Origin of the sequence: Lysobacter capsici (assembly GCF_018732085.1) — a bacterium.
Taxonomy (GTDB): Bacteria; Pseudomonadota; Gammaproteobacteria; order Xanthomonadales; family Xanthomonadaceae; genus Lysobacter; species Lysobacter capsici_A.
The window spans coordinates 2369172-2386403 of the sequence record NZ_CP076103.1; the positions used below are offsets into that span (position 1 = coordinate 2369172).

Consider the following 17232-nt stretch of genomic DNA (forward strand, 5'->3'; position numbering starts at 1 on the left):
CCGGTCAGGGCCCCGGGTCAGGCATGGGCGCGCGCCGGTGTTCGCTACGCGCGCGAACTTGGGATGCAGCAATGGAACGCAACACAGGGATGACCTGCATGTATACGCGCTTGAAGCCGGTTTCGACCATCGCCGCGGCGGCCGCCGCGTTGCACGCGGGTGAAGCGGCGGCATCGGATTTCACCGGTTTGGCTTATGCGTTGATCGGTATGTTCTATGTCTGCTTCGTCGCGGTCTATGCGGTGGCGTGGGCCTTGTCCACGCTGATCAAGTCGCGTGCGCGGCGAATGCTGGTGCATGCGGTCGTGCTCGGCTTCTTTTTCGCGCCCTCGTTCAGTCTGGGCGTGTTTCCCGCGGGCGTGATGCTGTTCGTGGATGAAGGCCGCGGTATCGCGTTGCTCAGTATCGTGGTCAGCATCGCGGTGATCTGGCTGGTGTTGTGGGGGATGCTGGGTCCTGCGAAGGACCGGCTGCATTTGCAGGACGAGGCGGATACCCATAAGGATCGCAACGAGTAGTGAGCCCAGTGGCGCCACGCCGCATGACGTCGGCGCTGCATGTCGGCGATGCGAGGTCTACGCCTCGCCGCCGAACACCGGCCGGAAGAAGCTGCGCTCGTAACTGACGATGCAGCGGTTCTCGCGTGCGTAGGCGAACGCGGCCTGGCACTCGGGGTCTTCGAGCGAGCGCGTGCGGTAGTCCTCGTAGGCGGCCAGGCTGGGGAAAGAGAACATCGCCAATGCGATGTTGCTCGCGCCTTCGGACGGCATGAAATAGCCGTGGTGGGTGCCGCCGAATTTCTCTACCAGGGGTATCCACAGTCGGCCGTAATGCTCGAACTCGGCCAGTTGATACGGGTCGATGACGTAACGCAGGAAGCAGGTGATCACGGGATGCTCCGCAGTGGGGTCCGGATCAATCTAACCGGCGCGGACACGCGCGCAAGTGATATCGGGAACCTGAGCGTATTGCGCGATGGTCCGCCGCGTCGCCCGCGAACTGCTCAATGGCGCACAAACCGCCGCGCCGGCGCTGTCGCCGATGCGGGCGCTGGCGTAACGTGGCCCGGCTCCGCGAGGAGCCATCGATCTTGCAGTGCTGATCCATCCATCGAAAAGGAGAGTTCGAATGAAGATCCAGCCGTTGAAAGGCAAGCTGTCCCTCCATCGCCGCGTCACCGTCGCCCTGGCCGCGTTCGCCTTTGCGTTCGCCTTCGGCGCCAGCGCGGCGCCGCGCGATCTGATCGTGTGCGCGGGCGGTGTCTACTGTTACTACGATGTCCTCGAGACCTGCCGCGAGTCCGGCCAGGACGAGTATTACTGCCAGATGCTGTGGCGCGGCTGCGTGCTGGACGCTTGCCCGCAGTAAAGCGCTGACGCCGGTTATCGAAGCAGGCGCGATCGCGGCCCGCGGTCCCGATCATGGGGCGGCGGGTCGCACTTGCTCATCGGGCTCGCTCGACCGGCCCGTCAGACCGTCGCGGCCAGCTTGAAGATGGGCAGGTACAACACCACCGCCATCAGCGCGAGCAGGCCCAGCCCGCCGACCACGCCGAACACACAGGCGGCCAGATCGCGTCTCGGCCGCGGCCACAGCCACCACAGCGCCAGCACCAGCAAGGGCAGCGCGCAGCCCAGCCAGGGTCGGGCGATCAGCAGCGCGGTCGCCCAGGGCAGGTCGGCGCCGAAGGCGGTGAAGGTCTGCGCGAACGCGGGCACCACCAGCAACGGCAGCAGCCCGCACAAGGCCGATACGATCAGGCCGAGCGCCAGCAGCAGCGGGCGCGATCGGTTCGCCGGCGGCGCCGGCAGTTCGGAACGAGGCGCGGTGTAGGGCATGGCGTCGGGCTCGCAAGCGCTGGGGCAATGACGGCCGGGGCAGCTTAACCGCCGGCGCCTCGCCCGTCCCGGCAAGGGCCGCGAGCGGGGCGGACGGGTAGAATAACGATCCCCACCGCCAGCCTTGATGCCCGCCGTGACCGCCAGCCCGTCCCCAGCCGCTTCCAGCGGCCCCGTCGTCATCCGCCAGGACGACCTGATCCAGTCCGTCGCCGATGCCCTGCAGTACATCAGCTATTACCATCCGGTCGACTACATCAAGAACCTCGCCGCCGCCTACGAGCGCGAGGAAAGCGTCGCGGCCAAGGACGCGATCGCGCAGATCCTGATCAACTCGCGCATGTGCGCCGAAGGCCACCGGCCGATCTGCCAGGACACCGGCATCGTCACCGTATTTCTGGAAATCGGCATGGACGTGCGCTGGGACGGCGCGACCATGGGCGTAGACGACATGGTCAACGAAGGCGTGCGCCGCGCCTACCTGCATCCCGACAACAAGCTGCGCGCCAGCGTGCTCGCCGATCCGGCCGGCAAGCGCGGCAACACCAAGGACAACACGCCGGCGGTGATCAACGTCAAGGTCGTGCCGGGCAACAAGCTCGACGTGATCGTCGCGGCCAAGGGCGGCGGTTCGGAAGCCAAGTCGAAATTCGCGATGCTCAATCCGTCGGACTCGATCGTCGACTGGGTGCTCAAGACCGTGCCGACCATGGGCGCGGGCTGGTGCCCGCCGGGCATGCTCGGCATCGGCATCGGCGGCACCGCCGAGAAGGCGATGCTGCTGGCGAAGGAATCGCTGATGGAGCCGATCGACATCACCGACCTGCAGGCGCGCGGCGCCAGCAATCGCGCCGAAGAGCTGCGTCTTGAGTTGTACGAAAAGGTCAACGCGCTCGGCATCGGCGCGCAGGGCCTGGGCGGCCTGACCACGGTGCTCGACATCAAGGTCAAGGATTACCCGACCCACGCCGCCAATCTGCCGGTGGCGATGATTCCGAACTGCGCCGCGACCCGCCACGCGCACTTCACCCTCGACGGCAGCGGCCCGGTCATGCTCGATCCGCCGTCGCTGGAAGATTGGCCGACGCTGACCTACGACGCGTCCAAGGGCCGTCGCGTCGATCTCGACACGGTCACGCCCGAAGACGTCGCCAGCTGGAAGCCCGGCGAAGTGCTGCTGCTCAACGGCAAGCTGCTGACCGGCCGCGACGCCGCGCACAAGCGCATGGTCGAGATGCTCAACAAGGGCGAAGCCCTGCCGGTCGATTTCAAGGGCCGCTTCATCTATTACGTCGGTCCGGTCGATCCGGTGCGCGACGAAGTCGTCGGCCCGGCCGGCCCCACCACCGCCACGCGCATGGACAAGTTCACCGAACAGGTGCTGGCGCAGACCGGATTGCTGGGCATGGTCGGCAAGGCCGAGCGCGGCCCGGCCGGCATCGATGCGATCAAGAAGCATCGTTCGGTGTATCTGATGGCGGTCGGCGGCGCGGCTTATCTGGTGTCGAAAGCGATCAAGGCCTCGCGCGTGGTCGGTTTCGCCGACCTGGGGATGGAAGCGATCTACGAATTCACCGTGCAGGACATGCCGGTGACGGTTGCGGTCGACAGCACCGGCGAATCGGTGCACAAGACCGGGCCGAAGGAATGGCAGACGCGGATCGGCAAGATTCCGGTGGTGGTTGAATAAGTCGCGTCGACGCAAACAAAACGCCCGGTTATCCGGGCGTTTTTTGTTTACAGCGAATGTTTCGATGCCTGGCTGTAGGAGCGGCGCGAGCCGCGACCGCGACATCGCGCTTGCGTCGTAACCGTAATGTCGCGGTCGCGGCTCGCGCCGCTCCTGCAGTGGGTTGTCGCGGCTTTGATCGCGATCACGCAAGCGCGATCAAAGCCGCTTGACCAACTGCGCCAGCATCTTCTTCGTCGCCGGCCGGGCCAGATACTCCTTGGCCAAGGTCTCCAACCCCAGCACATTGGTTTCGCTCGTATCGTCCAGATCGTCCAGCCCGATCAGCAACTCGGCCTGCATACGGTAATACCCGTCGCCGACCAGTTGCCGCGCGATGTAGTCGACCGAATCGGTATTGCCGTCGAACAAGACATCGATGATCGGCACCGCCCATTCCAGCGCGCCCCACGAGCGCGCCGAGTCCAGGTCGATGCTGCGCGTGCGCTCGCCGGTGCCGACCGACAGCACCACCAGATCGCGGCTGTTGTCGACCCGGGCGTCCTTGCGCAGCGCCTCGGCGATCGCGCAGGCGGTCGGATTGTTGGCGACCACGCCGCCGTCGATCAGCGCGCACTGCTTGCCCTCGACCTTCATCGCATGCGCAGGGAAATACGTCGGCGCGGCGCTGGACGCGCGGCAGACCTCCCACACCGGCAGGTCGCGATGCTTCGGATCGAAACTCTTGAAGATCACCGGCGTGCGCGAAATCGTGTCGTAACTGGTGATCAGCACCGGCGCCTTGAGCTGGCCCAGCGTGGTCTTGCCGAACACCTTGCGCAGCACTTTCTCGATGCCGACGCCGTCGTAGCGCGGCGCCGACAAGCCGTCGCTGATCAGGCGGTTGGCGCGCGACCACAACCGCCCGGCGAGATTGGGAAAGATCACGTGGCGCTGCGCGCGATACAACTGCGCCAGCGTGTCGGGGCTGATGCCGTGGGCGAGCCCGCAGGCAACCAATGCGCCGGTCGAACTGCCGGCGATCAGGTCGAAATGTTTCAACAAGCCGGGTTTTCCGGTGGCGGCCAGCGCCTGTTCCACGCCGGCCAGCCAGTGACAACTCACCAGGCCGCGGATGCCTCCGCCGTCCAGCGAGAGGATGCGCTGCATCTTCATCGGGTTCTCCGTCGAACCGGCGCAGGTTAACGCAGCCGGTCGACGCCCCGGGTCACACTCGGTCGCAGTTTCGCGTTGCGATCAATACCACTCCAGCAACGACACGCCCAGGCCGATATACGTCGCGCGATGGTTGTAGTCGATCAGGCTTTCGCCGTAGCCGTCGAACACCTGCAGATGGCCGCGCAACTGGTTGTAGATCGGAAAGCCCCAGTCGAACTGCAACGCGCCGTGCGAGCGATCGCCGCCGCGCAGCGAATGCCGCGCCATCAGCGAAAACTCGTGACCGCCGCGACGATGCACGATGGTCAGGTCGCCGCGGCCGATGTAATCCTCGATGTCCGGATTGTCGTCGTCGTTGCCGTCGGAGATGCGCCACCACGGGCGCGCGACGATCGACCAGTTCTCGCGGTCCAGGCCGACCTGTCCGATCACCCGGTTCCAGCTGCGCGACAGCGGATCGGCGCGGCCGTTGGACTGGTGATTGAGCCCGATCGCGGCCATGCGGCCGCTCCAGCCGCCGATGTGGTAGTTGTTGCGGAACACCAGCATCGCTTCGGGTTCGTAGTTGGTTTCGCGGAACGGACGCGAGTTGTCGCCGTTGTAGACCTGCCAGCGCGAGGACTGGGTGTAGCCCAACCACACATCGCCGTTGTCGCCGAACAGGTTTTCCACCGCCTTGGTCTTGAAGCTGATCTGGAACTTGGCTTCCACGCTCTGCAGCGACTGCGGTTCGGTCACGGTGTTGCGCGGGTTGGGCGAATGCGGCAATTCGTTGGGATCGTTGTTCCAGAACACCGGCAGCAGGTACACCGGTTTGTAGGCGCGGAAGTTGAACAGGCCCAGCTTGGAGTCCTTGGCCAGTTCCCAGCGGCTGTCGAGCAGGCCGCCCTTGCCGGCGTTGGCGATCGCGTCGGCGAGCGGTTCTTCGTGACTGAACAAATTGCCCGCCACCGCGCGGCGCGCGCGTTCGCGCACGCTCGGCTTGGCTTCGCCGGCCAGTTCGTCGCTTACTTCCAGGTTCTTGCGGATCGCCTTGGCCTCCTTGGCGGCGATGTCGGCCTGGCGCGCGTCGCCGGCTTGGCGGCCGAGCGCGGTGTCGTAACAGGCCAGGCGATCGGCGTCGACGTTGATCGCCAGGCAGGCTTCGGGCGTGGCCGGTTGCACGCCGGTCTGCGCGAACGCGAGCGAGGGCGTCGCGGTCGCGGCCAGGAGCAGCGCGGCGCGGATGGGAGCGGTGGGGGAATAGGGCATCGGGCGACTCGCTGGTGATGCGGAAGGCAGGTGGATAAAGCCGCAGCAGTCTTGCACTGCGCTGCGAACGAAGCGTGAATCGTGTCGGTGCCGCACCAGCCCGGTGCCGGCGCGATCGCGGACTCCGGCCGGCGAGGCCGGAGCCGGCGCGCCGATCAGAAGAACCAGAAGATCGCGAACAGGCCGAGCATCGCGAACGCCAGGCCGAGCTTGAGCACGGTGCCGACCAGGATGCCGACCCAGGTGCCGACCCCGACCTTGGTGGCCTGGTCGAGCTTGCGGGTATGGATCAGTTCGCCGATCAGCGCGCCGACGAACGGGCCGATGAAGATGCCGATGAAGCCGAACATCAGGCCGGCGAAGGTGCCGATGATCGAGCCGATGATCGCCAGCTTGCTCGCCCCGACCCGTTTGGCCCCCATTGCGGTGGCGGCGAAGTCGATCACCATCGACAGCGCGGTCAGCAGGCCCAGCACGACCAGGGTGACCCAGCCCACTTTCTCGAAACCCGACGCCCACGAGGCCAGCAGCATGCCGCCGAAAACCAGGGGCAGGCCGGGCAGGGCGGGCAGCACCGTGCCGACGATTCCGAGCACCACCAGTACGCCCGCCAAGATGTAATAAAACGTAGTCAAATCCATGCGCAATCCCCGTCCGGACAGGCTGTCCGGGCTGTTTGCATTTTGGCCCATGTCGGGGTACGTTGCGGGCGCTTGGTTTGCCAAGGGTCACCGTGAATCGTGGCCCGATGCGGTTGATCCATCGATCCGCTACATCGTTGCACCTCGCTTCCTCCTTGCAACCAGCACGCGATGCTCGCGTTAACAACACCTCGTTCCAAGGAGAGAGTAACGATGTCCAAAGAAACCGGTACCGTTAAGTGGTTCAACGACGCCAAGGGATTTGGCTTTATCAGCCGTGAAAATGGCGAAGACGTCTTCGTGCATTTCCGTGCTATCCAGTCCCAGGGCTTCAAAAGCTTGAAGGAAGGCCAGAAGGTTTCCTTCACCGTCGTGCAGGGTCAGAAGGGCCTGCAGGCGGACGCGGTCGAACCGCTGTAATACGACGCAGACAAGCTCGATCGCGACGCTTCGCCGCGCCGCATCCGCGTCAGAAAAACCCGGCCCAGGCCGGGTTTTTCTTTTGTGTATTTTTGATGTTTGTCACACTTCGAAATACTCGTTCGCCGGCTGTCGCTAGTCGCTACGAAACGTGCCTGTGCGTCCCGCCGCCAAGCGTCGACGCATTCCTGGGCGTTACGACGCTGGATGGGGCTGAATTTATATCGATTTAAATTTTGCGGATGATCCGCCGCGGTCGGTCCAATGCCGATGGTCGCGTTGGTTTGCCGACTTCGACGCGGCTGGATCATCGACAGGTCAAGACGAAAAAGGCCGGGGACTTCATGCCCCCGGCCACCCCGATCGCCTCGCCGGCCGCCGCACGTCCTTGTGGCGGCGGCGCTGTCCATGGCAGTGCGGATACCGGCGCTCCAATCCGATCGCGCCGGTTCCGCGCGTCCGCCCGTCCGGGCGGAAGGAGCCTGCGGCGCGGCATGCGACGGGCCTCGTCTCCCATCGCATGCCACCGCGTCCTGTCTGTCGATCGCATCCTGCGCCAGGCTCGTGGGTATCCAACGCATGGATCGTGGCGACGGGGTTGAGCCGTGCGATCGATGATCGTCTGTGCGCCGCCGCAGGCGTGAAGCCTTGAGTGGCGAAGAGCTGCGCGCAAGACAGGTAGTTGAATCAGTCAGGTGGGCAGTCGCGCAAACCCGAACCCAACATCGATGCGCAAAAAAAAACGGCCCGCCGAAGCGGGCCGTCGTCGCCTGTCGCAGCAGGCGATTGCGACGCGCGAGCGTCGCGCTGTACCGATCAGTTCTGGAACGGCGTGTTCTCGGCGAAGTACTCGTGGTTGTCGGCGTTGTCGAGCGCGTTGGTCGGATTGCTGATCGCGAGGTTCTTCGCGCCGGTCTGGCCGTAGACGTGGTCGTCGGTGCCGGCCACCACGGTGAAGTGGCTCATTTCATGGATCAAGGTGCCGGCCTTGGAGTCGGTGCCGGTCAACGGCGCATTCCAGAACGCGTTGCACACATAGATCTGATACGGCTGGTTGGCGTAGACATACGCGTAGGCGCTGCTGGTGCAGCCGCAGTTGATGGTGATCTGGCCGTTGTTCTGGTCGATCGCCGAATCGATGTTGACGAAGTGGCTGCGCGCGGTGTTGAGACGGCTGGAGGTGTAGGCGCCGAACCAGGTGGTATAGCGCGGGCCGATGTTGCCGGCGTTGAGATAGCCCTTGGCGTTTTCGGCGTAGGTGCGCGCGGCGTTGACCGCCTGGCCGGCGGTGCTGGTGCGCGCGGTGGTGCAGCCGACGTAGTTGACGCCGTTGACCACGGCGGTGGGGCCTACCGGCTTCTTCGCCACGGCGGACATCTTTTCGCCGCCGAGTTGATCCAGTCCGTCGACCCACAGGCTCAGCGGCGCGCTCTGCGCCGACATCGGCAGGCCGTTGTTCTGATGCAGCATCACCCGGTCGGAGGTCGAGGCATGTTGCAGCGGCGTGTTGAACGCCACCACATATTGGCCGGTCCGGGACAGGTCGTAACCCGCCGACAGATCGATCACCCGGCGATAGGTTTCGCCCGGCTGCAGGATCGCGAAGTCTTCGGCCTGCGGCAGGCCGCGCTTGACCATCGCGCCTTCGTACGCGACCGGCTGGCCGTTGTAGCTGATGGTGAACAGCTTGGAATCGAACTGGTCCGAAGGCAGTTGCCACTTCGGCAGGCGCACCGCCTTGCGGCTGGTGTTGGTGATGCTGACCTCGACCGAGCCGAGGAAATCGTCGGCGGCGCCGTTGACGGCGACCATGCCGACACGCAGCGGATTGTTCTGTACCGCGCCGGGCGCGGCGATGGCGGCGGCGATGGCGCCGGCCAATACGGCACCCGCGGAAACCACATGCACGAAGCGAAGGTTCATTCCACGATCTCCTGATCTTGCGTTGACGAGGCCCGCGAGGCGGACGCGAATGACCCTAGCGCAACGCCTTCGTCATGAAGACCCCAATAAGTGCTCCAGTTCCGCGGCTAATCGTGATGCCTGTTGTGAACTCGTATCGTGCTCGCGGCAAAAGAAAAACGGCCCGCATTGCGGGCCGTTTTTCTTCGTTACATTGTTTCAATAATGCCGGCGTTGCGAACGCCGCGATGCATGTGCGTGACGCGGATCAGCGAACGTAGGCGCGACCGTTGTTGACGCGCACATAGGTGTTCTCGCGAATGCCGCCGAGATCTTTCTGGGTGACGACCTGGGTGCGGCCGTCGTCCATGCGCACATAGACGTTGTAGCTCGGCGCGCCGACCCGGTTCTGGATCGCGTTGCCGGCGATGGCGCCGGCGACCGCGCCGCCGACGGTGGCGGTGTTCTTGCGGCCCTTGCTGTCGGTGTGGTCGTCGGCGATCTTGCGGCCGGCGACGGCGCCGACCAGGCCGCCCAGCACCGCGCCGGTGGCGCTCGGGGCGTTGCTCTGGGTGCTGATCTGCTCGATCCGGGTGACGACGCCGCAGTCGTAGCAGCTGTTGTTCTGGTTGCCGTATCCCGACGGCGGCGGGTTGTTGTAACCGCCGTTGTTGTAGCCGCCGCCACCGCCGTAACCCGGCGAGGTCGCGCAGCCGGCGAGCGCCAGCGAAGCTGCGGCGGCTACGGCCAGCAATCGGAAATTCTTGGTATTCATTCGAGGCTCCTGCGCTGTGAGCGAGTGGCGGAAGTCGCCACGCGCTGGACACGCTATAAGCCGGCGTGTGAACACGTGTTCAATTTATGTGGCTGCTTGCGCTTTGTTTGCAGGCGCGTTCAGGTTGGGGCAGGGGCTGCGAACGCCGCGATGGGACGCGGCGACGCAGCGGGTTCGCGCTTAACCCGCGATTCGCAGCCGGTTGCGTCGAACACGATCGGAGCGCACGGATTGCGAAGCGAGCAAGGAGCCGGCCCGCCATTCGTCAGCGCGAATACCGACGAACCGACACGATCGCCGCGGCGATTCCCGACTCCCGATTCCCCATTCCCGCCTCAGCCGCGGAAATCCTGATGACAGGCCTTGCAGGCCTCGCCGATCTGATTGGACACCTCGGTCACCCCGGCGCAGCTTACCGGCGGACTGGTCAGCGCACTGTCGAGCGCGGCGCGCATCTTGGCCGAATGCTGGGCGAAGCGCGGGTCGTCCTTGAGGTCGGGGAAGGCCGGGTCGAGGTCGTCGGCCAGCATGCGCAGCGACTTCAGGTGCGGCAGGGTGTCGGTGGCGCCGCACCGGTTCTGCTCGGCCTTGCCCTTGAGCTGGCCCAGGTGCCACTGCTGCAGGTGCATGACGCTGTCGGGGAAATGGTCCTTGCGCTGCTCGAGCGCGCGTACGGCCATGACCGTGGCGACCGCGCCGCCGACCAGGCCGAACAAAAACAGGAACAGGTACTTCGAACCATTGCCTTTGCGTTTGACTGCGGCATTGGTGGGCTGGGTTTCGCTCATTGCCTGGCCTCCATCCAAGATCGCGGAACCATAGCATGCAGCGATGTGAGGCCGGGGTCAGCGGCGCGGCGCGCGGGGGCGGCCGAAGGCGATGCGGGTGGTGGATGGCGAGCGATTTGAATCGGCGCCGACGGGACGGTTTCAGCGCGCTTGACGGAGCCGCGGCGGCTGGGTACCGGCATGCGGCCGCGCGTCGCGGTTGCGGCCATGAGCCGCTGCTTTCCATCGCCACGGCCGGAATCGCCGGCCTTCGCCACTACAATGGCGCGATGAGCGAATCCACTTCCGATACCGTCTGGCAAGAGCGTTTTGCCGGCATCGACCGACTGTACGGCCAAGGCGCCGTGACCCGTTTCCGCCAATGCCGCATCGCCGTGGTCGGCATGGGTGGGGTCGGCTCCTGGGCGGTCGAGGCCCTGGCCCGCACCGGCATCGGCCACCTGACCCTGATCGACGCCGACGACCTGTGCGTGTCCAACACCAATCGCCAGTTGCCGGCCCTGGACGGAAATTACGGCCGCGCCAAGGTCGAGGCGATGGCCGAGCGCTGCCGCGCGATCAGCCCGGCGATCGAGGTCGACGCGATCCAGAGCTTCCTGACCCCGTCCAACCTCGATGAGCTGCTCGATCGCGGCTTCGACCTGGTGCTGGACGCCTGCGACAGTTTCCGCAGCAAGGTCGAGCTGATCGCCTGGTGCCGGCGGCGCAAGCTGCCGGTGATCGCGGTCGGCTCGGCCGGCGGGCGCACCGACCCGACCCTGGTGCGGGTGCGCGATCTGTCGCGCACCGAGCACGATGCGATGCTGGCGTTGATCCGCAAGAAGCTGCGAGGGGAGTTCAATTTTCCCAAGAATCCGGATCGTTACTTCGGCGTCTCGGCGATTTATTCGCTGGAAAACGTGAAGTATCCGCAGGCCGACGGCACGGTGTGCGGGTTGCGGCCCAAGCTTGATGGGGATGCTTCGCTCAAGCTTGATTGTGGGGCGGGATTGGGGGCGGCTACGCACATCACGGGGGTGTTTGCGTTTGCTGCGGTCGCGCGGGCGTTGGAGATTTTGCTTAAGCCTAAGGTGCCGGTGGCTTGAGGGACGAGGGTCTGTCGTTTCTTGGGTGTTTTGCTTTTGCCGCGAAGGCTATTGCGCTTCGAAGTCTCTGAAGCTCAAAAGCTTTGAAGCCTTAAAGCTGCAAAGCTTCAAGCAGGATCAAAAGCTTCCGCCACTAAAGCGGCGGGTCACTTTCTTTTGTCAAAAGCGACAAAAGAAAGGTAACCAAAGAAAAACGCTTTTCTTTGAATCAAAGGCCCGCACGATCGGTGCCGACGCGGGCATGCGCCACACGAGACATCCTGTCTCGGTGGCGCACGGCGCACATCCATGTGCGCCGCCCTCCGGGTGTTCTTTCGTTCTCGCGAGTTAGGTGCTTCGCAGCGCTGGATGAACTGCACGACTTCAGGCTCAGGCCGAAGGCACATGGCCTACCTGTAGGAGCGGCGCGAGCCGCGACCGCGCCGTTTCAGCCACATCGAATTCAGCCGCGCCGACGTTTTACGCGGAAATTTTCGCGATCGTTGCCGGCAACCGCGCCAACAATGCATCGGCACAGCCCGCGCTTCCCCAAAGCCGTCATCCCCGCGAAGGCGGGGATCCAGGGCTCCATCGCGACATGATTACGAAGTCGAGCGAACGCGCGATATCGGGTCCGAAAGCGCATAGCGTCGCTACGATAAGAACGATTGCTAGCCCCCCCCCGCATCTGGAACTGGCCCACCGTCCGCGACGCGGCCATGAAGTCTTTTGTGGGAGGGGCTTCAGCCCCGACGCTTTTCGTTCAGATCGCGCCGCGCGATCAATCCGCCAGTCCAAACAACCGCCGCGCATTGGCCGAAGTGGCCTCGGCGACTTGTTCGGCCGGCACGCCGCGCAATTGCGCGATGACCTCGCACACGCCGGCCAGACGTGCCGGTTCATTGCGTTGTCCGCGAATGTCAGCATCGGGCTGATCCGGCGCGTCGGTTTCCAGCAGCAGGAATTCGATCGGCATCGCCGCGACGATGCGGCGCAGGCGCTTGGCGCGGTCGTAGGTGACCGGTCCGCCGAGGCCGATCATGAAGCCGAGTTTCCACAACTGCTCGGCCTGTTCCTCGCTGCCGGAATAGCTATGCACCACGCCGCGCAGGTTGCCGACGCGACGGATCGCGGCGATGGTCGCTTCGACCGCGTGACGCGCATGCACGATCACCGGCAGCGCGAATTCGCGCGCGAGTTGCAACTGGCCGTCGAAATAACGCGACTGCTCGTCGCGATCCAGGCCTTCGACGAAATAGTCCAACCCGCATTCGCCGACCGCGCACGGACGCTCGCGATCGAGCCAATCGCGCAGTTCATCCAGATGCCGCGGCCGATGCGACGACAGGTACATCGGGTGCAGGCCGTAGGCCGGATGCAGGCCCGGATCGGTCGCGCAGACCTCGCGCAGTTTCGGCCAGCCCGCGGCGTCGATCGCCGGCACGACCTGCCGGGTCACGCCGGCGTCGCGCGCGCGTGCGATCACTTGCGCGCGATCGGGATCGAATTCCGGCGCGTCGAGATGGCAGTGGCTGTCGACCAGCGCGGACATGCGCTCAGCGCGACGGCGGCAGCACGGTCGGCGGCTGCGGTTCCTTGCGCTTCTTGAAGTTGGCCAGCAACAAGGTGCCCAGGCCGAGCAGGATCTCGTCGGCGAACGGCACGAAGTCCGGAATCACCAGATCGAACGCGAACAGGGCCGCGGTGAGCATGAACAGACGCGGATAGCTCAAGCGTCCGAGAAAACCCATCAGGGGAGCGAGCAGCGGATTGGCCATGGCGATTGAGGTGTGACCGGGTTGGCAAACACGCTAGCACGTAGCGGCGTGACGGTTCAGACAGGGGACAGATTGGCGAAAATCAATAGGCACCGGTTCAGCATCCCGGTGGTGCAATGACGGCGTCCACAACGCGGTCCTGCATTGTCCGGCGACGCCTCGTTCGCGGCCGCTGTCAGGATCGAATCATCACCGCGGTGACCCCGCTGCAGGAGGCTCCAAATGAACAAGAACTTGATTGCAGTCGCGATTGCGTCGCTGTTGGTAGGCGGCGTGGCCGTTGCCGCGTTCCAGAGCTTCCGCGGCAACGATGCCGCCACTGCGCAGGCCGGCCTGGTGCCGGCGCCGAACGCGCAGTTGCCGATCAACGGCGCCACCGCCGAGGGCGACAACATCGCCGCGAACGGTGCGATCAACGCCCCGGCGCCGCAGGTCGAATACGCCGACGTGGTCAACGTCAAGCCGATCAACCAGAAAGAAAAGCTCTACGCGACCGTGATCGGCACCGATCCGGTGCGCGAGACCAATACCGTGTCGACCCCGCGCGAAGTCTGCAACGACGTGGTCGTGCAAGAACGCCTGCCCGAGCGCGACGGCAACGTCGGCGGCACCGTCGCCGGTGCGGTCATCGGCGGCCTGCTCGGCAATCAGGTCGGCGGCGGCAACGGCAAGAAGGCCGCGACCGCGGCCGGCGCCGTGGCCGGCGGCTTCATCGGCAACCGGGTCGACCGCAACCATGTCGGCGGCCGGGTCGTGAACCGCACCGAGCGTCAGTGCCACACCGTGTCCGACAGCTCGCAGTCCTCGCGCGTGGTCGCCTACAACGTGACCTTCCGCAACCCGGACGGCACCACCGGCACGATGCGTACCGAGTCCAAGCCGGGCAGCCGCATCGCCCTGGGCAACGAGAACAAGGTGGTCGGCTACGACGTGACCTACCGCTACCAGGGCCAGGAACAGACCATCCGCATGAACGAGCGTCCGGCCCAGCGCCTGCCGGTCATCGACGGTCAGGTCGTGACCCAGACCGCGACCGCCTCGGTGCCCAGCCGCGGCTGATCCTCGCCAGGCAAGCAGCTCCCGAACGGGGCCGGATCATCCAGCCCCGTTCTTTTTTGCGCGTGCCACGGCCGGGATGCGGGAAACTTGCGTAATGCGACGGGCCGGTCCGATAGGGCTACTCCGGCCGGGCCCGACCATTACAATGGCGGTCTTTCTGCCCCCCAGGTCTCCCAAAGCGCGCCATGGCCCTGAATCCCTACGATCTGTTCGACGTCCGTTCCCTGCTCAGCGAAGAGGAGCGCGCCGTACAGGACACCGTCGCCCGTTTCACCGACGAGCGCGTGATCCCGATCATCGGCGATGCCTTCGACCAGGGCCGTTTCCCCAAGGAACTGGTGCCCGAGATCGCCGAACTGGGCCTGCTGGGCTCCTCGCTGCCTGAGAAGTACGGCTGCGCGGGCCTCAACGCGGTCAGCTACGGCCTGATCTGCCAGGAGCTCGAGCGTGGCGACAGCGGCATCCGCAGTTTCGTCAGCGTGCAGTCCTCGCTGTGCATGTATCCGATCTACGCCTACGGCACCGAGGAACAGCGCGAGCGCTGGCTGCCGGGCATGGCCCGCGGCCAGATCATCGGCTGCTTCGGCCTGACCGAGCCGCACGGCGGTTCCGATCCGGCCAACATGAAGACCAACGCCAAGAAGGACGGCGGCGACTGGGTCCTTAACGGTTCCAAGATGTGGATCACCAACGGCAACCTCGCCGACATCGCGATCGTCTGGGCGCAGACCGAGGACGGCATCCAGGGCTTCGTGGTCGAGAAGGGCATGCCCGGTTTCGCCGCCCAGGAGATCAAGCACAAGATGAGCCTGCGCGCGTCGGTGACCTCGTCGCTGTTCTTCGACAACGTGCGCGTGCCCGAAGCCAATCGCCTGCCGAACGTGAAAGGCCTCAAGGGCCCGCTGGGCTGCCTGACCCAGGCCCGCTACGGCATCACCTGGGGCCCGATCGGCGCGGCCATCGCCTGCCTGGACGAAGTGCTGGGCTACACCAAGGAACGCATCCTGTTCGATCGTCCGGTCGCGGCGACCCAGTCGGCGCAGATCAAGATGGCCGAGATGGCGCGCCGGATCACCCTGGCGCAGATGCTGGTGGTGCAGCTCGGCCGCCTGAAGGACGCCGGCACCATGCAGCCGACCCAGGTCAGCTTGGCGAAGTGGAACAACTGCCGCATGGCCATCGACATCGCGCGCGAATGCCGCGATCTGCTCGGCGGCGCCGGCATCACCACCGAGCATGCGGCGATCCGTCATGCGCTGAATCTGGAATCGGTGATCACGTACGAAGGCACCGAGACGATTCACCAACTGGTGGTCGGGCGCGAGTTGACGGGGATCAACGCCTTTTAAGTTTTGCTGCCGCAGGCAGCACCATCTTTCTTCTCCCGCTTGCGGGAGAAGGTGGCCCGAAGGGCCGGATGAGGGCACGCGCCAGGCAACGATATGCGCGGCAAGCGCAGTTTCGCGCGCCCTCACCCCAACCCCTCTCCCGCCAGCGGGAGAGGGGCTTTCAAAGGCGGAGAGGGACTTCGAATGCGCAGCAGCAGGAGTACGCGACCGTGATGACGATTCCCGACATCCAACTGGAAACCCCGCGCCTGATCCTGCGTCCGCCGCGTCTGGAGGATTTCGACGCCTGGGCCGGATTCATGGCCGACGCCGAGCACGTGCGCTACGTCGGCGGCGCGCAGCCGCGGCCGCTGGCCTGGCGCGCGATGATGTCAGTGATCGGCTCGTGGGCGGTGCAGGGCTTCGCGTTCTTCTCGGTGATCGAAAAGAGCAGCGGCCGCTGGATCGGCCGGCTCGGGCCCTGGTATCCGGAAGGCTGGCCCGGCACCGAAGTCGGCTGGGGCATCGTCGCTTCGGAAAACGGCAGGGGCTATGCGAGCGAGGGTTCGGCCGCGGCGATGCAGTGGGCGTTCGAGCACCTGGGCTGGCGCGAGATCATCCACACCATCGATCCGGACAACCTGGGCTCCAAGGCCGTCGCCGCCAAGCTCGGCTCGCGCTATCTGCGTCAAGGGCGTTTCTTGCCGGAACCTTATACCGACAAGGAAGTCGAGGTATGGGGCCAGACGGTCGAACAATGGCGCGCGCGGCGCGAGGCCGGAGCCTGACTGTGATCACCGTGCATGGCTTTTCCCCGTCGGGCAATTGCCACAAGCTGCGCCTGCTGCTGGAGCAGTTGGGCGAGCGCTATCGCTGGGTCGAAGTCGACAGCAGCCAGGGCCAGACCCGCACGCCGCAATTTCTCGCGCTCAATCCCAACGGCAAGGTGCCGGTGGTCGAGTTCGACGACGGCCGCACGCTCAGCGAATCCAACGCGATCCTGTATTACCTCGCCGACGGCAGCGAGTTCCTGCCCGCCGACCTGTGGCAGCGCGCGCAGGCGTTGAGCTGGATGAATTTCGAGCAGTACAGCCATGAGCCCTGCATCGCGGTGGCGCGTTTCATCGCCGGCTGGACGCCGCTGGATTCGCCGCGCCGCGCCGAACTGCCGCGCTTGCGCGAACGCGGCCATCAGGCCCTGGCGGTGATGCAGCGGCATCTGCACGACAATCCCTGGTTCACCGGCGAACGCTACGGCATCGCCGATATCGCGCTGTTCGCCTACACCGATGTGGCCGAGCACGGCGGCATCGGTTTGTCTTCGTATCCGGCGGTGCAGGCCTGGCTGGCGCGCGTGCGCGCGACCCCCGGCTTCGTCGCCTTGCCCGAGCCCGATGCGCAGGCCGCGCAGCGGATCGCCCTCACGTCCTGATCTTTCCTACCGATGAGCCGACCCGCATGCGGGCGGCGGAGCTTGCAATGTCAGCGCAACCGCAGTCTTCGATCTTCAGCAGCGTGCCCAACTTCAATCCCGTCGCGA

General features: G+C 65.3%; 19 protein-coding genes. 9 read left to right on the forward strand and 10 right to left on the reverse strand.

Annotated features, from left to right (window positions below):
* The first annotated feature begins 23 nt into the window (after nt 1-23).
* A complete protein-coding gene (locus KME82_RS09815; RefSeq protein ID WP_215498338.1) occupies nt 24-518 on the forward strand; it encodes a hypothetical protein in 495 nt (164 codons plus the stop codon).
* Between the two features lie 57 nt (nt 519-575).
* Here the strand turns inward: KME82_RS09815 and KME82_RS09820 are convergent, their stop codons facing one another.
* On the reverse strand, nt 576-890 hold the full coding sequence (locus KME82_RS09820; protein ID WP_215498339.1) for an NIPSNAP family protein: 315 nt from the start codon (nt 888-890) through the stop codon (nt 576-578).
* Nucleotides 891-1128: 238 nt separating this feature from the next.
* Between KME82_RS09820 and KME82_RS09825 the strand changes: the two genes are divergently transcribed.
* On the forward strand, nt 1129-1368 hold the full coding sequence (locus KME82_RS09825) for a hypothetical protein (RefSeq protein ID WP_215498340.1): 240 nt from the start codon (nt 1129-1131) through the stop codon (nt 1366-1368).
* Nucleotides 1369-1469: 101 nt separating this feature from the next.
* On the opposite strand, the gene KME82_RS09830 is transcribed toward KME82_RS09825, so the two are convergent.
* A complete protein-coding gene (locus tag KME82_RS09830) occupies nt 1470-1838 on the reverse strand; it encodes a hypothetical protein (RefSeq protein WP_215498341.1) in 369 nt (122 codons plus the stop codon).
* A 127-nt stretch (nt 1839-1965) separates the two neighbouring features.
* Here KME82_RS09830 and KME82_RS09835 point away from each other — a divergent pair, with 127 nt between their 5' ends.
* Nucleotides 1966-3528: a fumarate hydratase gene (locus KME82_RS09835; protein WP_215498342.1), complete on the forward strand. Its 1563-nt coding sequence runs from the start codon at nt 1966-1968 to the stop codon at nt 3526-3528.
* Between the two features lie 198 nt (nt 3529-3726).
* On the opposite strand, the gene KME82_RS09840 is transcribed toward KME82_RS09835, so the two are convergent.
* The 3 genes from KME82_RS09840 to KME82_RS09850 form a co-directional block, all read right to left on the reverse strand.
* On the reverse strand, nt 3727-4683 hold the full coding sequence (locus KME82_RS09840) for a patatin-like phospholipase family protein (RefSeq protein WP_215498343.1): 957 nt from the start codon (nt 4681-4683) through the stop codon (nt 3727-3729).
* 81 nt (nt 4684-4764) lie between these two features.
* Entirely contained in the window at nt 4765-5937 is a 1173-nt protein-coding gene (locus tag KME82_RS09845) for a phospholipase A (protein WP_215498344.1), read from the reverse strand.
* Between the two features lie 155 nt (nt 5938-6092).
* Nucleotides 6093-6578 carry a DUF456 domain-containing protein gene (locus tag KME82_RS09850; RefSeq protein WP_215498345.1) on the reverse strand — a complete coding sequence of 162 codons (486 nt, stop codon included), beginning with the start codon at nt 6576-6578 and terminating at the stop codon, nt 6093-6095.
* Between the two features lie 213 nt (nt 6579-6791).
* Here KME82_RS09850 and KME82_RS09855 point away from each other — a divergent pair, with 213 nt between their 5' ends.
* Nucleotides 6792-6998 carry a cold-shock protein gene (locus KME82_RS09855; protein WP_036109558.1) on the forward strand — a complete coding sequence of 69 codons (207 nt, stop codon included), beginning with the start codon at nt 6792-6794 and terminating at the stop codon, nt 6996-6998.
* Nucleotides 6999-7814: 816 nt separating this feature from the next.
* On the opposite strand, the gene KME82_RS09860 is transcribed toward KME82_RS09855, so the two are convergent.
* The 3 genes from KME82_RS09860 to KME82_RS09870 all read right to left on the reverse strand — a co-directional run bounded on the left by KME82_RS09860 (nt 7815) and on the right by KME82_RS09870 (nt 10463).
* A complete protein-coding gene (locus KME82_RS09860; RefSeq protein ID WP_215498346.1) occupies nt 7815-8921 on the reverse strand; it encodes a M35 family metallo-endopeptidase in 1107 nt (368 codons plus the stop codon).
* A 247-nt stretch (nt 8922-9168) separates the two neighbouring features.
* Nucleotides 9169-9675: a glycine zipper 2TM domain-containing protein gene (locus KME82_RS09865; protein WP_056108264.1), complete on the reverse strand. Its 507-nt coding sequence runs from the start codon at nt 9673-9675 to the stop codon at nt 9169-9171.
* Between the two features lie 335 nt (nt 9676-10010).
* Nucleotides 10011-10463 (reverse strand): hypothetical protein, encoded by a 453-nt coding sequence (locus KME82_RS09870; RefSeq protein WP_215498347.1) that lies wholly within the window; start codon nt 10461-10463, stop codon nt 10011-10013.
* A gap of 269 nt (nt 10464-10732) precedes the next feature.
* Here KME82_RS09870 and KME82_RS09875 point away from each other — a divergent pair, with 269 nt between their 5' ends.
* Nucleotides 10733-11548 (forward strand): tRNA threonylcarbamoyladenosine dehydratase, encoded by an 816-nt coding sequence (locus KME82_RS09875; protein ID WP_215498348.1) that lies wholly within the window; start codon nt 10733-10735, stop codon nt 11546-11548.
* 760 nt (nt 11549-12308) lie between these two features.
* Here KME82_RS09875 and KME82_RS09880 read toward each other — a convergent pair.
* Together KME82_RS09880 and KME82_RS09885 are read right to left on the reverse strand one after the other, a co-directional pair.
* On the reverse strand, nt 12309-13079 hold the full coding sequence (locus KME82_RS09880; RefSeq protein WP_215498349.1) for a TatD family hydrolase: 771 nt from the start codon (nt 13077-13079) through the stop codon (nt 12309-12311).
* A gap of 4 nt (nt 13080-13083) precedes the next feature.
* A complete protein-coding gene (locus tag KME82_RS09885) occupies nt 13084-13305 on the reverse strand; it encodes a DUF6116 family protein (RefSeq protein ID WP_036109572.1) in 222 nt (73 codons plus the stop codon).
* 222 nt (nt 13306-13527) lie between these two features.
* Between KME82_RS09885 and KME82_RS09890 the strand changes: the two genes are divergently transcribed.
* The 4 genes from KME82_RS09890 (at nt 13528) to KME82_RS09905 (ending at nt 17124) form a co-directional block, all read left to right on the forward strand.
* Nucleotides 13528-14364: a glycine zipper 2TM domain-containing protein gene (locus tag KME82_RS09890; RefSeq protein ID WP_215498350.1), complete on the forward strand. Its 837-nt coding sequence runs from the start codon at nt 13528-13530 to the stop codon at nt 14362-14364.
* Nucleotides 14365-14549: 185 nt separating this feature from the next.
* Complete coding sequence (locus KME82_RS09895) at nt 14550-15713, forward strand: acyl-CoA dehydrogenase family protein (protein ID WP_215498351.1); 1164 nt, start codon at nt 14550-14552, stop codon at nt 15711-15713.
* Nucleotides 15714-15925: 212 nt separating this feature from the next.
* On the forward strand, nt 15926-16480 hold the full coding sequence (locus KME82_RS09900; protein WP_215498352.1) for a GNAT family N-acetyltransferase: 555 nt from the start codon (nt 15926-15928) through the stop codon (nt 16478-16480).
* Between the two features lie 5 nt (nt 16481-16485).
* Entirely contained in the window at nt 16486-17124 is a 639-nt protein-coding gene (locus KME82_RS09905; RefSeq protein WP_252255784.1) for a glutathione S-transferase family protein, read from the forward strand.
* The last annotated feature ends 108 nt before the right edge of the window (nt 17125-17232 follow it).